General features: G+C 38.6%; 12 protein-coding genes and 2 pseudogenes. 11 read left to right on the forward strand and 3 right to left on the reverse strand.

The genetic code is table 11. The features are described from left to right. The first annotated feature begins 191 nt into the window (after window positions 1–191). The 7 genes from B4U84_RS28655 to B4U84_RS30965 all read left to right on the forward strand — a co-directional run bounded on the left by B4U84_RS28655 (window position 192) and on the right by B4U84_RS30965 (window position 9,978). Complete coding sequence (locus tag B4U84_RS28655) at window positions 192–2,978, forward strand: reverse transcriptase domain-containing protein (RefSeq protein WP_207391033.1); 2,787 nt, start codon at window positions 192–194, stop codon at window positions 2,976–2,978. A 318-nt stretch (window positions 2,979–3,296) separates the two neighbouring features. Beyond that, the gene (locus B4U84_RS28665; protein ID WP_131121456.1) at window positions 3,297–3,950 is read left to right on the forward strand and encodes a ribonuclease III domain-containing protein; all 654 of its coding nucleotides are present in this window, start codon (window positions 3,297–3,299) and stop codon (window positions 3,948–3,950) included. Between the two features lie 480 nt (window positions 3,951–4,430). Then, window positions 4,431–5,201: a class I SAM-dependent methyltransferase gene (locus B4U84_RS28670; protein WP_131121457.1), complete on the forward strand. Its 771-nt coding sequence runs from the start codon at window positions 4,431–4,433 to the stop codon at window positions 5,199–5,201. 908 nt (window positions 5,202–6,109) lie between these two features. After that, entirely contained in the window at window positions 6,110–7,168 is a 1,059-nt protein-coding gene (locus B4U84_RS28680; RefSeq protein WP_131121458.1) for a cysteine synthase family protein, read from the forward strand. 35 nt (window positions 7,169–7,203) lie between these two features. Next, entirely contained in the window at window positions 7,204–8,514 is a 1,311-nt protein-coding gene (locus B4U84_RS28685; RefSeq protein ID WP_131121459.1) for an MATE family efflux transporter, read from the forward strand. Between the two features lie 12 nt (window positions 8,515–8,526). Beyond that, window positions 8,527–9,510: a PLP-dependent cysteine synthase family protein gene (locus B4U84_RS28690; RefSeq protein WP_131121460.1), complete on the forward strand. Its 984-nt coding sequence runs from the start codon at window positions 8,527–8,529 to the stop codon at window positions 9,508–9,510. A 306-nt stretch (window positions 9,511–9,816) separates the two neighbouring features. Further along, entirely contained in the window at window positions 9,817–9,978 is a 162-nt protein-coding gene (locus B4U84_RS30965) for a hypothetical protein (protein ID WP_165490392.1), read from the forward strand. 162 nt (window positions 9,979–10,140) lie between these two features. On the opposite strand, the gene B4U84_RS28695 is transcribed toward B4U84_RS30965, so the two are convergent. Beyond that, window positions 10,141–10,881 carry a carbonic anhydrase gene (locus B4U84_RS28695; protein ID WP_131121422.1) on the reverse strand — a complete coding sequence of 247 codons (741 nt, stop codon included), beginning with the start codon at window positions 10,879–10,881 and terminating at the stop codon, window positions 10,141–10,143. 481 nt (window positions 10,882–11,362) lie between these two features. Between B4U84_RS28695 and B4U84_RS28700 the strand changes: the two are divergent. Then, window positions 11,363–11,633 (forward strand): annotated as a pseudogene (locus tag B4U84_RS28700) (GlsB/YeaQ/YmgE family stress response membrane protein). A 462-nt stretch (window positions 11,634–12,095) separates the two neighbouring features. Here the strand turns inward: B4U84_RS28700 and B4U84_RS28705 are convergent. Continuing rightward, window positions 12,096–13,709: a serine hydrolase domain-containing protein gene (locus B4U84_RS28705; RefSeq protein ID WP_131121461.1), complete on the reverse strand. Its 1,614-nt coding sequence runs from the start codon at window positions 13,707–13,709 to the stop codon at window positions 12,096–12,098. A gap of 55 nt (window positions 13,710–13,764) precedes the next feature. Here B4U84_RS28705 and B4U84_RS28710 point away from each other — a divergent pair, with 55 nt between their 5' ends. Then, entirely contained in the window at window positions 13,765–14,001 is a 237-nt protein-coding gene (locus tag B4U84_RS28710; RefSeq protein WP_017307386.1) for a hypothetical protein, read from the forward strand. A gap of 327 nt (window positions 14,002–14,328) precedes the next feature. Beyond that, a pseudogene (locus B4U84_RS32235) lies at window positions 14,329–14,457 on the forward strand (hypothetical protein); the annotation flags it as partial. A gap of 251 nt (window positions 14,458–14,708) precedes the next feature. On the opposite strand, the gene B4U84_RS28720 reads toward B4U84_RS32235, so the two are convergent. Further along, window positions 14,709–15,224: a hypothetical protein gene (locus B4U84_RS28720; protein ID WP_131121462.1), complete on the reverse strand. Its 516-nt coding sequence runs from the start codon at window positions 15,222–15,224 to the stop codon at window positions 14,709–14,711. A gap of 743 nt (window positions 15,225–15,967) precedes the next feature. On the opposite strand from B4U84_RS28720, the gene B4U84_RS30970 reads away from it, so the two are divergent. Next, window positions 15,968–16,162 carry a hypothetical protein gene (locus B4U84_RS30970; protein WP_155950508.1) on the forward strand — a complete coding sequence of 65 codons (195 nt, stop codon included), beginning with the start codon at window positions 15,968–15,970 and terminating at the stop codon, window positions 16,160–16,162. Window positions 16,163–16,862: the final 700 nt, after the last annotated feature.

A 16,862-nucleotide genomic window follows, 5' to 3' on the forward strand; every position in this document is an offset into this window, starting at 1 on the left:
TGTGATGTCGGTTTTTCGACGCTCTGTTTGGGAAGAATTACAGAGAATCATTGATACTCTCGATGAGTGTCTCCTCGATATTCGTTCTGGGTTGGAACAGGAGGAGGAAGAGCCGCAAGATTGAAACTCCCTATTTATTCGCGATGATATCTCGCGAATTATTTTTCTCTCTCTATTTTTGCAAAATTGGGATGCTCCCACAAAAAGTTTGTGTGTTGGATGTAGGTTGTGGTGCTGGTGCTGGTTCTGTTGCTTTTATAGAAGCAGTTATCCGATTAAAACAAGAAGGTAAACTTACAAATAATGTCAATATTATTTGTGTTGGTGTAGATCCAAGCCATCGAGCTATTGGACTCTATATAAAGATGATGGAAAATCTAAAATCATCTATTACTGGAATGATTAATCTGGATTTTGACTATGTAATTAAGGGCTTTCCAGATGCCACAATTGATCTGATTCAGATTCTTAAAGAACAAAAATCGTTGTCCAATTTACCATGCTTAACAAATGTCCTAATAATGCAGCTTAATGTTATCTCGCCATTTAGCAAAAATTATAGAGATTGCCAAGCAAATATAGATGAATTGAAAGCATTAGGTATCGATATAGCAGGAGCAATAGGAGAAGATAGCGCAGGACTTGGAACTGCGGAAGCTCAAGCTTACAAACAATTAGTAGAAGACGTTCCAATAGATGTGATGCACATCTTAACGATTGGAACTAAGAATATGGAGAAACAGGTGCAAGTTGGCACAAATAGCGAAATTACTTTAGATGAAAGAATTAAGCAAATGGTAAGTACCCTACATAAAGTTGTAGGCAGTCGGCACACTATTAATCAAGTTAGTTCAGGACATCATCTCGTTTATTTTACGAATCCTCCTTATTGTTATTGGATCGATAAGAAGGAGGTTATACAATACGACACAAAATTTTATGGTGATTTTCAGACGATATGGAGTGCTGATAGAGCAGAGGATCAGGATTGGAACGGCGTTACCAGTCTCGATAATCTTAAATTAGCTTGGGCAAGAGCGCGTAACAACCTTTTAAAAGAAACATTATGTGATGAGACTGAAATGCGTTTGTTTGAGCTAAGTCTTGATGCAAAGCTTGAAGAATTGCGAGAACAATTGAATGCTTATGCTGGCGACGTTGCTAAAACAGATGAAATGCTCTCGTATAAAGTACCTAAAAACTTAACAGGTACTCGACCTAAAGTACTTTCACGCATTGAAGAAGAGATTTTGTCAGTAGCAATTATTCAAAAATTAGGTGATAAAGCTTCTCAGTTAAGAGGTAGTAGCTACGCATATAGAATTTCTGGAAAACATGGGCATAGAGACACAGAGTACCTTTATGAGTATTGGTTCAAAGCTTATTGTTATTACATGAAAAAGGCACGGGATAGTGCTAGAAATTACGTCAATGGCGCAATCTTAAGAGTAGATATCGAATCATTCTATACGAAAATCATTCAGGAGCAACTTCGTGATGGGCTTTCTAGGGAATTAACAGTTAGTCAGCGTGTACGTTGGCTAATCCGATTATTACTTTCTAAAAATATTGATGAACATGAACTTGGTCAAGGTATAACACAAGGAAGTATTGGATCACACTTCTATGCAAATATCTATTTAACTCCAATAGATGCACGCTTTGGAAGCAGTAATGCATGGGGAGTTGAGTTTCATCGCTATGTAGATGACATGATTTTCATCATTCCAAATCCAGAAGACATGGATGAGATCAAAAACGTTTTAAAAGACGAATTAGAAAAACTAGGACTAAACCTCAATGAGGAGAAAACAGAAGAAAATGACATCTGTTCATTTTTAGAGCAATCTGACGAGGACGAATGCCTAGAAAGATTAAGCGAACGCTTTGACAGTGTTGTAAACCCACTTTGGATTCTGAACTCAGAACACCGCGCTATTTTTGCAAGCTCTTATCATAATGATCAACTCTGGTGGCATAATATTCAATGCTATCAAAAATGCTTAAAATTCGTAAATATTTATACTAATGAAGCGGAACTTAGTCGTAGGATATACAAATATCTATTCAGCTCAAAAAGTCGAGAGAGAGACTTAGCAAAACAAAAAGAAGTTTTTGGAATCGAGGAAGAGTTAAAGTATGCACAACCACCCGATAGTGACATTTTGAATGCAATTCTCCAGTGGGCTGCTTCCTTTACTATTTCTAATAACATCTGGAACGAAAATAGAAATGACTTACGTAGAGAACTAGTTGAGCTATTCAAGAATAGCTGGCAAGAGCTACGTAAATCAAACAGTGATAATCCAAGTGGGACACGCAAGCTGCAAAGGTATATTCGCTTTGCCCTCTACAGACTTTCTGTTTTAGGATTTGAGGATATACTTCACGTCCTAATGGAAATCTTGCGTGAAGCTTTTTGGATTATTCGTGATCCCATAAATGTTCTAGAGAATTTAGCACGACAAGGCTATCATGCTGAAATTAGAAGTTTATTGGCATATTATCAAAACCTTGAGCAACCCCTTGAATATCTCAAAGCGATCGCAATTAGAGCAATGCGCTTCTTGCCAGATATTGATGCTCAAGAATGGGAGCTAATTGTTAAATTTGCAACTATTTTAGATGACTCAGTTAGTATAGCCGAGAGGCTAATGGCAACTGAAACCTGGCTATATTTGGGGTATAAGTATAATGACTTTAAGCAAATTCATCACATTGATGCCGTTAAAAAAGCTCTACAATCTGAGCCTCCAAGCAGACTAAAGAAAAACTATCTCTTGCTCTTGGGGCAATTTGAGCCAAATGCTGTGCAAGAGTTTTCTATCAACGTAAATGATTCTATGCTTGTAGATGCGCGAAATATTGCTCTACAAGGCAATCCCTCCGACATTTTCGACTTGCCAGAACTTAAAATTCTTCGAGAAAACTACTACAGTGGTCAAGGCCCAACAGATAGCAAAGAAGGCTCACCTTAAAACTTCTGCGATCGCCCCACACAATTAAGCTAGGAAATCTACAAAAATGGCATATTGGCTATTTCAAGGCAACCCCAAGTATTACCGCATCATTGAAGGCATCCGCGACTTTGAGCAGATGCCTTGGCTGGCAATACGCTATGCAATCATACATGGTTGCTGGTGATGGGGTACTAATTTGGAAATCTGGGGATCAAGCGGGGATATATGCGATCGCAGCCTATTCAAGCGAGTAAATTATGAGCCACTAACTCAACATGATGGTAGTCTATCAACCTTACTGATTATTAGCTAATAAGCATTAGATTTAATTATATTATGCCACAATTCCATAACTCCCAAAATCAACGTGAGCAACAAATACAGGCTTTTATTAAGGTAATTAATATACCTAAATTTAATGAAATAAAAGCGTTAGAAATTGCCTTGCTCCACCCATCATATGTTTATGAATCGAATGCAGATAGGCAGACAAAAGATTTACAGGAAAAAGCTTATAGGCGACTAGCTCATTTAGGAAATGCAATGATTGGCGCTATTGTTACTGATTATTTATATGAAAGATTTCCTGAATATACAATCGGTGAACTCACTGAAGATAAACAGCTACTGGTAGATAAAATCCAATTGTCTGAATTTGCTAGTAAATTAAATTTACAACAGTTCTGTTTATTAGGAAAAAGTCTAAAAGGAAAACCTTTAAATGAGCAAGAGAGACTTTTTGCAGAAATGTTTGAGGCTGTGTTTGGTGCAATCTATTTGGGATTGAAACGTGACTTTTACAAAGCTAGCTCTTGGCTCGTTGAGAACTTCATAGCAGATGCCGTAGACAAACTTTTAGATGATGAAACAGATGATGAAGATGATTTTGAAGGTATCAGTGTCACTGTAACTACCAGAGAGTATCTGGACATGATTGGAATGGAAGATTTTCCTGACTATGGATGGGCGCCCGGTGATGATAGCGATTAATTGGTCATCAATTAAGCAATGCGTTCGCCAGGGCGCGGGCGCTCCGCGCCATCGCTCCTCGTTTGTGGGGAAAGGGCGACAGGTGGGATAAAACTCTGAAACACACAGCAATTTAGAACGTGGAAGCCCCGGCTGCTTTCTCTATAATATTTATGGATTCAATACACAAACTAAGATTTTTGTCCATTTAGTTTTGTTAGTTTTACAAAATTTATTGTGGGATGAGCTTCTACCCGTCCCATAGAACGGGCGGGCAAGGACACCCACCCCACAAGATGGGATAATTTATTTTTTGCAGTTCCCTTACCCCCTCCTGGTTTTATCAAATGAAATTTAACAAAATAAGGTGCGTTTATCTTGAGTCAACTGGTAACTTACCTGATTCTTAAGTTTGTCCTTAACTCAGACTATTTCATTAGTCAAAACTTTGCAAGCCTTTTATCATAATTCCAATACTTCACTTCAAACATTTTTTGAGCAATGCAAATTACTTATTCTGCCCAAGAAAAAAATAACTTTGTAGCTCCCAAGTGGGAGGAAATTGATACCCAGGATTTCCTTAGTTATAGTCAATATTTTGTTCCTGAAAGAGAGACTCAAATTGATGTCATTTGTCAAATTATTCCTTTAGAACCCAAACCACTTCATATTTTAGACCTTTGTTGTGGTGAAGGATTGCTGACCCAAGCTTTACTTGAGAAATTTAAAGAATGCCAAGTGCATGGATTGGATGGCTCCCCTGATATGCTCGCACACGCAAGTGCAGCATTAAATAGTTATGGTGAACGCTTTGAGCCAAAGCTTTTTGACTTAGCCTCGAAAGATTGGCGTCAATTTCCTTGGAAAATAGATGCTGTCGTATCTTCGTTAGCTATTCATCATTTAAATGCACAACAAAAACAATCTTTGTTCCAGGATGTATTCTATCTTCTCAAACCTGAGGGCGTTTTTATCATCGCTGACCTTATTAAACCAACAACATCAATGGGAATTACTATCGCAGCAAATGTATGGGATGCAGAAGTTCAAAAGCGCTCGCTAGAACTAGGTAAAAATCTAGAAGCATATAAGCAATTTCAAGAACTTCATTGGAACCTTTACACTTATCCTGAGTATAATCTACTTGGACAACCTTCTACTTTATTAGAACAGATCAAATGGCTAGAACAAGTTGGCTTCAATAACGTAGACGTACTTTGGATGAAGGGTGGTCATGCTATCTTTGGTGGGTTTAAACCCAGCCAATCTTAAAAGGGTAAGGCAATTGCAACTTTATTAAAGAATACTTCTAACCCTCTTCTAAGAAACAGAAATGTTTCTTTACATCCATTGGGAATGCGATCGCTTTCCTCGGACGCTTTTATCACTTTGTCAGATTAAAAACTGAAACCCTTGCCCAGATAGGATTTTACCTACAGAGATTCGTTTGGAGGTTTCTATTAGTTTGAGAGCGCTAATTCCCTCACCAAATCTGAGTTTCATCATTTAGCTTCGATTTTTATCTCCCTAGAGTGACAAAACAGGGCTAAGATGCACATTTTATAATCCTGATACAGCAAGGGTTTTATAACCCTAGAAAAATGTGCTTCTTTCATATGTTGCTAGTGGCGATCACGTAGGTGCCGGAGGCGTTCGCCGCTAGTGGTCGGCTTATATCTTGCACCTGGAAATTTGAATGGTTAGTTTTTTCGGTAAGCATTTGACCAGTTTTAATCTCAAGTATGCAGGCAAGTGAGTTCCTTTCCCTCTCCCTCTCCATACCTACGGTGTACACACAAGTATATACCGCAAGGGTTCCAACCCTTCTAGCCTCATAAATACCCAAGTTTTGGGCAACTGGCAACTCCATTTATCCCGCTGATTTTGAGGGCTAGAGCAACGAAACCAAGTTTTAGGTGGGATTTTAAGACTTGTGTGTACACCGTAGGTGGGTAGCTTCCATCGGTAGGTAGCCGCGCAGGGCGCGTCTACGTTCCTCAAACGCCAGGTGATGCCACATGCTAAGTACTTACGCAAAATTAATTGTATATTTTTTTCCAAATTCTCGAATTACTTTTTCGACATAGATAGGCAACTAAATTATGCCAACTATAGTATGCATCTATTTCTATCCATTCATATTTCATACAGATTGTCATAAAACAATTGAGTGAAAAGAGATGATTTACAAAAAAGTGACAGAACTCATTGGACACCAAAAGAAGTTGCTACAACTTCCTCTAAAAAAACACTTCAAGTCTGAGGTTCTTCTCAAGCTTGAAAAATTTAATCCAGGCGGCTCAATGAAAGACCGTATGGCTTTAAGTATGTTATTGGATGCTCAAAAACGAGGTCTAATTAAAGGTGGAACCATTTATTGCTCCTCTAGCGGTAATACGGTAGCTGGATTAGCTATAGTTTGTGCCGAATGTGGTTATAACCTCACCGCAGTTGTTGACCACCATGCTTCAAAACAAAAGCTAGATTTTATCAGGGTATTTGGCGCAAAAACTCATTTTGTTAATAGCAGCGATCTGGGAGAAGATCAGGTAGCAACAGCACTTCGTGAAAAAACAGAGATAGAATTAGCGGCATTCGATCCTAGAGGATTTGCACTATGTCAGTACGATAATCCCTCTAATCCGATGGGGTATACCTCATTAGGGAAAGACCTTTTAGACGCTACAGAAGGTCGTATAGATGTCTTAGTTGCCTCAGTTGGCACAGGTGGCTCCGTAACTGGTGTTGTAAGTGTTTTGAAGAAAAATCTTCCCAACCTTTTAGTTATTGGAGTTGAGCCAAAAGGATCGACTGCTTTTGAACCTCGTTTTGCACATCCTTATTACCAAAGTGGAACTGGCACTCCTGGCGGCGTTAAACCTGCAAAAAACATCAATTACGATCTCATTGATCGAGGATTGAAGGTTTCTGACAAAGAAGCGTTTGCTATATGTCGGTATTTAGCGCGTAATTACGGTCTTCTCATTGGTGGTAGTTCAGGAGGAATTATTTATAAGGCTTTGGAATTAGCTACCCAGTCTGAACAGTCTCTTCGGATTCTTGTGCTTGTTCCCGACGGAGGCGAGAAATACCTCAATACTATATACAACGATCAATGGATGTGTGAACGCAATCTTCTGGCTCCAGAAATTGAGAATCACTTGGCTGAAATTTTGGAGAAGAAAACTTGGGATTATGTTTCTAAGGTTCCTCAAGTGAGGAATATAAGTCTTGTTTGAAATCATTTATTAAATACTTGTTTTGGTTTTTTTTGATGAAAATTGACCTTTATAGAGGATGTAAACAGGAAATTTGGATTTCTCTAAAACAGTCTATTCCTTTAATTGGGATAAGTCTTGCTGATGTTGCATCTGGAATAGTTGATACCTTTTTTATGGGTAAATTAAGTTCTAGTGAATTAGCAGCTGGTGGATTAGCAGTCAGTTTTTGGAATATTTTATTTCAAGGCTTTGTTGCCATCTTATCAATTGTCAGTCCACTAGTTTCTAGGGCTTATGGTTCTAAAAATGCTCTGCAAAATTCTCGCATAGCAAATCAACTCATTTGGGTAGTTGGTGTCATGACTCTAACTGCTTTTCCTTTTTTTTGGAATAGCAGTTCTATACTTCGCGCTTTAGGACAAGACCCTAATTTAACTTGGGAAGTACAAAACTATCTGAAGCCGATGCTTATTGGTTTGCCTGCCATTTTAAGCTTTATTTACCTAACTGAGTTAAAAGTGGGGTTGAATAAAGCTAATTTTAGTTCTTTCATTATTTTTCTCAGCATTCCAACAAATGCATTGCTTAATTTACTATTGCTGAAATTTGGATTGGCAGGAATTGCTTGGGCTAGTGTCATTGTTTATTGGATGATGCTTTTTACGATATTCTTCTATTCCCCTAACCAAGTTCATGTAAACGGTTCCTTTTTGTCACTTCCATCTTTTCATCAAGAAACCTTTTTAACAATTTTTAAGCTAGGTCTTCCTCAAGGATGTATAGCCGTAATGGGAGTTTCTCTTTTCTTCTTCATGGCTATTTTTATGGGATGGCTGGGTACTCCTACACTTGCTGCTCATCACGTTGTAAACCAAATCACTTTATTGACTTTTCGTGTACCAAGTGGTTTAAGTCGGGCAGCAGCAGTTAGAGTGGCTTACTACCGAGGTTTAGAATCTCTTGCTGGAATTCGTCTAACAGCTTATATATTCCTAGTGATTGGTGTTTGTTTTATGCTCTGCATGACACCTATTCTATGGTTCGCTGGATTTGAGATAGGGTCTTGGTTTGCTGAAAATAACTTCTCAGTGAATTTGATTGTTCAACATTTATTGCGAGTGGCTGCATTTTTTCAAGTTTTTGATGCTTTACAAATAATTTTGCTTGGTATTCTTCGAGGGCTATACGAAACTCAGTTTCCCTTGATTGCCACTGGGATTGGATATTGGGGTGTGGGCTTAGTAAGCGCATATGTTCTGGGTTTTATTTTTCATCTAGGCGCAGTTGGCATCTGGTCAGGTTTAGCAACTGGTCTTGCTGTGACGGCTGGACTTCTTTGGATACGTTTTCGTGAACTTACTTAGGAGAAGTGACTAATGATTGTTGATTCAATTGAAGATTTTATTAGCGAAACCCCACTTTATGAATTACCGCTCAAAAGGCAATTTGGTCGAATCTTTCTAAAATTAGAACAATTTAATGCGTCTGGCTCAATGAAGGATAGATCTGCTTTATCGATGATTAATGCTGCAGAAAGAGATGGCCAATTAAAACCAGGAGGCACAATTATAGAATCTACCAGCGGAAATAGTGGTGTTGCTTTGGCGATGATTGCAGCAGCAAGAGGCTACCACTTTATCGCTGTGGTGGATACGGAAGCCTCCATAGATAAGCTTCGCATGATGAAAGCTTTTGGTTCTGAAATCATCACTGAATCATCAATGAATGGACGAGATAAGTTGGCTAAGGAGTTAGCAATACAAATAGAGAATGCAGTTTTCCTAGAGCAAATTCACAATCCCAACAATCCGCAAGGATATTTTAGTTTAGCTGAAGAAATACTTCGGGATTTAAATGGAAACGAGATTGATTTTCTCGTTGGATGTGTTGGTACAGGTGGTAGTTTGTGTGGAGTTGCTCGCGTCTTGAAACTTGAGTGGCCAAGCCTTCAGGTTATTGCAATAGAACCGCAAGGCTCTGTTATCTTTGGCGTTGATGAACAAGCGGAGAAGGGAATACCCTATTATCAATCAGGAGGAACCACCCCTGGTGCTGTAATAGCTAGCAATATTGACCGGAACTCTATAAATACAAGCATCAAGGTATCTGACGTGAGTGCGTTTACTACAATGCGCTTTCTAGCAAAACAGTATGGTCTTTTCGTCGGCGCTTCTGGTGCAGGAGCTATTTACGCTACTGCTCACAAGCTGTTTACGTCTTTTAATAATCCTGTGGCAGTTGTTATTGTTGGAGACGGAGGTAACCGTTATCTCGAATACGATGACACCTGGCTGGAGCGAAAGGGTTTTCTTTGTCCTCTAGTTAATGAACAATTATCAGAAATATTTATAACTGAGTAAATTTTACTCTCTAAACAATACTTGTTGTTATGTGAAACCTTTGATAGTACAGTTTTTGTGCTTTCCTAAGGTTACTAAGGAGTGATCGCACTTATTCCTATTTTGTCACTCTCGGAAAATAATAATAAGAGGCAATTTTTCAACCGTAGGCAGAGCAATAATTTGAGCGTTTATTTTCGTTCCAGAATGCCTGAAATCAAGGTTTTTGGTAAAAGCCTTATACCGCAAGCTTTATAGATTATTCTCTCCCAAAAGTGACAAAACAGGGGTAATAAAAATCTTTATTAGTTTTAGTAAGCAAGCTTTTTGCAGTTTTGGTTAAAGATAGGTATTGATGTTGATCGCAGTCTTCACGCGATCGCCCCCCAATCTCCCCAATCCCCCAACACTCCATCCCCAGCCCAAAACTACGACCACAACAAGCGATCGCAACAGCAACAGACCAAACCAGGAAGCTGGCACGGATAATGAACTGACGCTAGACAAACCACCCCAGATTGACGCCTGAGTGGGAAGAGATTATGGCAGTGTGGGGGGATAAGTGCGACAAGGGAACCGAATAGGGAATTGACAGCGCAGTGGCGTGGGGAGCAACATGCAACCGGACTCTATATCCCATATCCTACGCTCTCAATTTGCCTGAGTCGATCCTCGATAAATTCGCTCCATCTGCTCAGGGGAGAGCTGTGTCATTGGAAACCGCTCATCTGTAGAGATAGTGAGTTTGTCAGAAGCTTCAACCTCCAGAACCTGGCTTTGGGGCAAGACATAGGCGTGCTTGTGCGGGTCGTATGCTAAAACTTCTCCTGTYTCAATCTGATAAATCCAASCATAAATTTTAAGTTGCCCTTGGTARAGTTTAGAGTGAATKACTGGATASGTCCGCAAATTCTCTATTTGGGTGAGGACATTTTCAGCAATTATGATTTCTAGCAGTTCTTCCCCCTGGTAGTGACTGTAGTGGTCTAGAACCAGCCTTCGGGTTGCCTGTGCATATTTGAGCCAATCATGCACGAGCGGCATTTCCTCTCGCAGACTGTTTAACTTCATTAACCCTTTCATTGCACCGCAATGAGAGTGACCGCAGATAATAATTTGCTGAATATCTAAGGCTTGAACAGCATATTCTATTGTCGCACCCTCACCGCCATTAGTTGCTCCAAATGGTGGAATAATATTRCCWGCATTGCGGATGACAAACAGTTCACCCAACTGGGCTTGTGTTATCAGATTTGGATCGACACGCGAATCGGAACAGGTAATAAACAACACTCTAGGCTTTTGACCATGAGAAAGTTGCTCAAACAGTTCTTGATGCGTTGAAAAGTAGCTACTTTTAAATTCACGCAGACCTTTAATTAATTTCTTCATCACCAAATTCCACAGATACTCGTGGGTTTAATATCCTGAGTCTTTTGGTTTTAATAGTAAGTGTCAATTGAGAAAAATTCCTCTGCCATAGGTTGATTTGATGCATTGAATCCGATTCTTAACTCTTCAAGTAGAGTCAAGAATTCATGAAAAATGCTTATACTGCAATTACTAAGCAAGAATTAATTCTATCAGTCCCTAGCCTTAGACCTACTAGGGGCTTTTTCTCAGTTATCAGTTATCAGTTATCAGTTATCAGTTATCAGTTATCAAAATTATACACTTGCTGTGTGTACACCGTAGATTGATAGATGAGTATTAACTGTTCACTGTTCACTGTTCACTGATAACTGTTTACTGATAACTGTTCACTGTATTACTTACGGCTAATTAATAATTAGTACTGTTGGTAGATTGGATATCAATGTTGTGACTGTTAATCTGTATTTGTTAGTAAAAAACGTTTACCAAATTCAGAACAATGAACATTCTTGCTTGGATTGTTTTAGGTTTAATAGAGGAGTGCTATTGCTAAAGCTATCTACCCCGGTCATCAAGGTGGCGGCATTTTGGGAACAATTGTTTTAGGAATCATTGGTGCATTTGTTGGTGGTAGTCTAGGCGTATTCTTCGCTACGGGACGCTTTGCCCTAGCAGCTACTTCTTTGAGCATTCCTGGTATTTTAGTCGCAGTTCTTGGTGCAATTGTCGCTGTTTTTGTGTGGAATGCATTAACTCGTCGTACTGTGTAAGCGACTAAATTACACTCTATCTATAGTAAAACTCGCTTAATTCATTTCACTATATTTTCTCCCTGAATTTAAATAAAACAGTAGCGCCTGCCTGTATCGAGGTTGGCGCTATTATTATTTTTATATACAAAAAACTGGGTGCGATCGCTTGATGACTAACCCTGTTTTGTCACTCTGGGAAAATAAAAATAAGAACCAAATTTTCAACTGTAGATAGAGCGAGCATTTGAGCGTTTATTTTCGTTCTAGAATGGCTAAAATCAAGCTTTTTGGTAAAAGTCTTATGCTGTAAGCATCCTAGATTATTCTCTTCCGAAAGTGACAAAACAGGGATAAGTACCACAATCTTTGAAACCTAGAATTTGCAAGGGTTTTCAGCCGCTATTTCCGAATTTGCAGGGATCTCGGCTTCATGCCAATCCCACACTTTTTAACCGCAACGAGATTGTTGGGCGCGTCTTTTTATTTCACAAATTGAATGTTTCTGACACTTCCATATCCTGCCCTCATATTGAATCCAGCAACTTGATCAAAGTCATCACGGACAAACTGCAAAGTGATGTCCGTACCTTGGAGTAAATCTTTGTTAATTGGCTTGAGGGTTTCTCGAAGAGAATTTCTTCGATTTAGCAGCAACTCTCCGTCTTCTATACTGATTCTGTAGGTGACATCTAACTCTTTGCAATAATACTCTCCTGTAAAATCCATCCACTGTTCAGAATCAGGAGGAGCAAAGTCTAGCCGTTGGAAAACGTCGCGTGTTTTGCCATCCACACAAACGTAAAGATGGGAGGGTTCATCTAAACCTGACTCTTCAAATTCAACATCGGCATTATAAGGAATATCTATGATGACAAAATGACTTGAACTCACAGGAGCAAGTGTAAAGCTCATTCCAGCAAATTCCACGCTTAATTTCCCATCCTTGACCAATAACTGCCAAACGGTTCCTGTTTTTGGGTTTTGATAAAAGCCAGTCTTGCTCTCTAAATCAACCGATGGAATTTCTCTTATTTGGATTTGGCGGCTTACAGATTCTATGCTTTGCTCAGTAAAGTCATCAACTAAGTAGATATCTGCGACTTTTCTGGCAAGTTCTGGCGGTTCAGCACTGCCCAAATTTGACAAGCAAATTACAGAGAATCTCTGTTTGGGGAATCGAAGCATCTGTGATCTGTAACCCATCCATCCACCACTGTGGCTGATGGTTTCTAATCCTCGGTAATGCCCTATAACTAAACCAAAGGCATAATCTATCCCTTCGCCGCTATTCAATCTTCCAGGTGTAATGATTTCTTCGATCAGGTCTTGCCCATATCCTCCTAATTTGTTTTGGTAAAAATTCTCATCCCAGATACATAGATCCTCAACTGTGGTATAGATACCACCGTCACCCACGACATCAAAAATAGACATATCAATCCGAAAGCTACCTTCGTCCCTCACAGAGTAGCCAATCGCTCTATTCCTGACAATCCTTGTGAAATCATCGTGAAAGTGAGTTGTCTTCATCCCAAGCGGACTGAAAATATGCTTATCAGCAAAAACCGCAAGAGATTCTCCACAGACACGTTTTACAATTTCTGCCAAAAGAAAATATCCTGAGTTGCTGTACAAATGCTCCTCTCCTGGCTTGAAGTTCAATTCTTTTTGACGAGCTATTAAACCAATGATTTCGTTCTCAGGATAGTCATTCTCACATCGCATTCCTGCCAACTCCATGAGGGTTAGGTAATCACGAATGCCGCTTGTGTGGTGAATCAGATGCCGCACAGTAATGGGATACTCATATCTGGGTATCTCTGAAATGTAGATTTGGATCTCGTCATCTAAAGAAAGTTCCCCCTTTCTTGCAAGTAAAGCAATGCACATCGCTGTAAACTGCTTGGACGTTGAGGCAATATCAAAGACCGAATTCGGAGAAATCGTTACGTTGTGTTCTAAGTCAGCGATACCATAGCCGCGCTTATAGACAGTCTTACCATCTTTGATGATGGCTAAAGCAAAACCAGGAGAGCCTGGTTTATCCCATTCAGAAAATAATTCATCGACTTTATTTGGTGATGGGAGTGTCATTATTGAAAGCTTGAAAGATTACTTATTTACTTATTATTGTACGAAGCTCCCAACTATGCAAAATCAAACACTCCATGCTGTTTTATTTCTCTACAAAAAGGTATTAAAAAAAGATTCAGATTTAAGGGTAGATGCGGTACGTGCAAAGAAATGTGAAATTTCCCTCACTGGTGCTTTTCGCTTTTGCGATCGCTTGTGCAATTACGGCATGATCATCAAGACTGAGCCTAAAGCTTCTCGCTTGGGTACTAACCTGATTGCTTGCAATGTGGAAAGGAGGGGCTTTCAATAGATTTGTATGATTAAGAAGGCAGAAGTACGAAGGCAGAGGGCAGAAGGAATCCCTATAAATAAATTTAAGGGATTTAGCAAGGACGTAGTATTTCTTGCGCTTTGCGTCTCGAAATACATATTTTCTTACAAAGAAAGGCAGAGGGCAGGAGGCACTTATGCTGAAGGCATTCTGTCTCCTGCCCTCTGAAAAAAAACTTTAGTTATGGGTTTAAAGCCCATTTAAAAAAAGATGTTTTTCGAGACGCATAGCGCGAGGAAAAACGGCGTCCTTGCTTCAATCCCACGTTTTTAAACGTGGGTTCCTTCTGCCCTCTGCCCTCAGCATAAGTGCCTTCTGAATTGGGAGGAGATGATGAGTAAGTTTCAAGTAGGCGATAAAATCATTACCCCTGGTGGCAAAGTTGGTGAGATATCGAGTGTACACAAAAAGATTACCATTTCACGAAAATCCTGATACATAGGACTTACGCACTGTACAAACGAACTATATTGTGTATCAACGTAAATACGTCGTTTCAGCCTTTGATCAATCACCCTTTCTTGGTTGCGATCGCAAAAAAGCAGCCTAAAAGTGTAGCTAGAAGCCTTGAAAAGCATACCCCCTATTTTTACTTTTCTGTCAATGCGTAAGTCCTAATACAAATGATTAGTTTCTAATTCTTTCCCCCTGCAATGATTGACCACACCCAACCTATTACGAATGGGTTATTTCTTTATTTGTTCTAGTCTTTGTAAACGAGCTTCTGCTTCAGCAATTTGTTGTTGCAATATTTGCAGTTGTGTCTTAGCAATTTGTTCCTGCACTTCCAATAACTCAGTTCTTTTTTTTAAATATTCCATTCTAGTTTTATGTGAATAGGTTCGACCTGGTTGAAAAATAAAGCCTAAGTAAATAGTTGTATTAGAAGTATCAAGAGTATTGATACCGAAAGACATATTAAAACCGAAATCATTTTCTGTATTAATAGGTGTAAAGATAGGTTCGTCTAACGGCAAAGTATTAAGCTTATCAAAGTTAAGATACTGGTTTTCAATTTCTTGGCGATTAATTTTTTGTAATTGACTTCCAAAAGTAACGTTACCATTAATCGAATTACCTGTTCCTAATTGTTGATCTTGATTTTGAGTATTAGCCTGTGCATATGTAGGGTTAGGTTCAAAAATTTTTATAAATAACAAAAAAAATGAATAAAAATATATTAAATATAAATTTTTTACCAAAAATAAATCTCTCATAAAAAATAAGAATTATGAATTATGCAATATTGCCCAGCCGTATCAAATATATTTTGGCTCAACTCAAGGACTGATGCGCTTTCGCCCTTCGGGGCGAAAGCGACGGCTGTGTATTTTATTTTCTGGAAATCCCTAAATTTTTTTCCAAACAATAACTATGGACTAAAACTTATATGAAAAATACCAAAAGCGTTTAATATTAAGATTTTGAGGATAGTAGTCAAATTTTGCATTCCTATTGTTAATACCAAATTTGAGTGTCTAATGACTCTATTTTCAATAAACAAGCAAATTTTGCTGGGTAAAATACGAATAGTGTAAAGTTTTATTGTCAAATCCAACACTTATAGAAAAATATAGGACTCATATTTGATTTCTGAAATACACGTAGGGGAGGCAAAAAGGGGTGTAGATTTTCTTCCCCCTTTGTTGCCGTTGTGTTACGCCAAAGGCTAACGCACCCCTTGAGGGATTTAGGTGCGTGATAGCTACGCTATAACACACCCTACAGATACTTAGATTTTTTCAGAAATCAAATCGGACTCCTATATAAAGAGGCTTGGAATATTTGTAATTGATACTTTCAAATATTTTTCACCATCTTTATATTTCACTTTTAACTATTATTTTAATTATAGCTGCCCAGTGGTATCGGCATCCTGATTTTGATTTCCGAATGTAACAGATCCACTAATAGAGCTATTATCACCTACTTTTTGGTTTTGATTTTGGCTGTTGTTGATGTTCTTGCTGTTGTTATTGTTGCTGTTGGTATTGGTATTGGTATTGGTGTTGTTGCTGTTGCTGTTGTTCGTGTCAAAAATACCCATGATTTTTCCTCTTTGGTAAATAACAAACTGAGCATGAAAAGACAAAATACATTGAATAAGCCTGACTTTGTTCAATTTTGTCTTGCTATCTAGAAGCGTTTATTAGATGTTTCATGCCAACCTAAAATCATTATGTTTAGTTCTTAAATAAAACGCAAATCGTGTAATTACTTAAAATATGAAAATTAATTAGCATTTTATTGAGGAATCATAATTAATTAAACAAACGTAATTACTAATCAAATTCAGTAAATTTACTCTAGCTAACACCATCTAGACATGCCAGTGTCTAAGTTGTATCTAGGTAATGTCTAAGAGGGTGTTTATAAATAAAAAGCACTGCAGCATTTCCCAGAACCCTTATTTTATTCGTCTGACGGGGGGACAAAATACTTATAATGCGGACATAATAAGCCTCATAGCTCTCAAACCTCGTTGATAACACTGCTACTTATTGCGAGTTAATTGCATTAAACTGTTGACTAAGCAAGTAATTACTGGAGTTTAGTGGGTCATGAACTTTCAGTTCAGCACCACGGATGAAAATAAGTACACTTGAGTTAAGGCCTTTCCAAGTAATAAAATGCCCAGCCGTCGCTTTCGCCTTAAGGGCGAAAGCGCCTAAATTCTTGGGAAAGCGCCAAAATATATTTAATACGGCTGGGCATTTTATTTTTTGGAGATCCCTAATATTGACGCATTCTCGGCTAGCTAATCATAAGTAATCATAATCTATACTATGTCTGCTGGTTAGAGGATTGAGTATCAAAAAGTATTGTAGATTACAAAATAT

It is taken from the genome of Westiellopsis prolifica IICB1 (assembly GCF_004323185.1).
GTDB classification, from domain to species: domain Bacteria; phylum Cyanobacteriota; class Cyanobacteriia; order Cyanobacteriales; family Nostocaceae; genus Pelatocladus; species Pelatocladus prolificus_A.

Bases quoted from the DNA above. Each gene is read 5' to 3' on its own strand.
- B4U84_RS28655 (WP_207391033.1), top strand. From the start codon at position 192: ATGCTCCCACAAAAAGTTTGTGTGTTGGATGTAGGTTGTGGTGCTGGT.
- B4U84_RS28665 (WP_131121456.1), top strand. From the start codon at position 3,297: ATGCCACAATTCCATAACTCCCAAAATCAACGTGAGCAACAAATACAG.
- B4U84_RS28670 (WP_131121457.1), top strand. From the start codon at position 4,431: ATGCAAATTACTTATTCTGCCCAAGAAAAAAATAACTTTGTAGCTCCC.
- B4U84_RS28680 (WP_131121458.1), top strand. From the start codon at position 6,110: ATGATTTACAAAAAAGTGACAGAACTCATTGGACACCAAAAGAAGTTG.
- B4U84_RS28685 (WP_131121459.1), top strand. From the start codon at position 7,204: ATGAAAATTGACCTTTATAGAGGATGTAAACAGGAAATTTGGATTTCT.
- B4U84_RS28690 (WP_131121460.1), top strand. From the start codon at position 8,527: ATGATTGTTGATTCAATTGAAGATTTTATTAGCGAAACCCCACTTTAT.
- B4U84_RS28705 (WP_131121461.1), bottom strand. From the start codon at position 13,709: ATGACACTCCCATCACCAAATAAAGTCGATGAATTATTTTCTGAATGG.
- B4U84_RS28710 (WP_017307386.1), top strand. From the start codon at position 13,765: ATGCAAAATCAAACACTCCATGCTGTTTTATTTCTCTACAAAAAGGTA.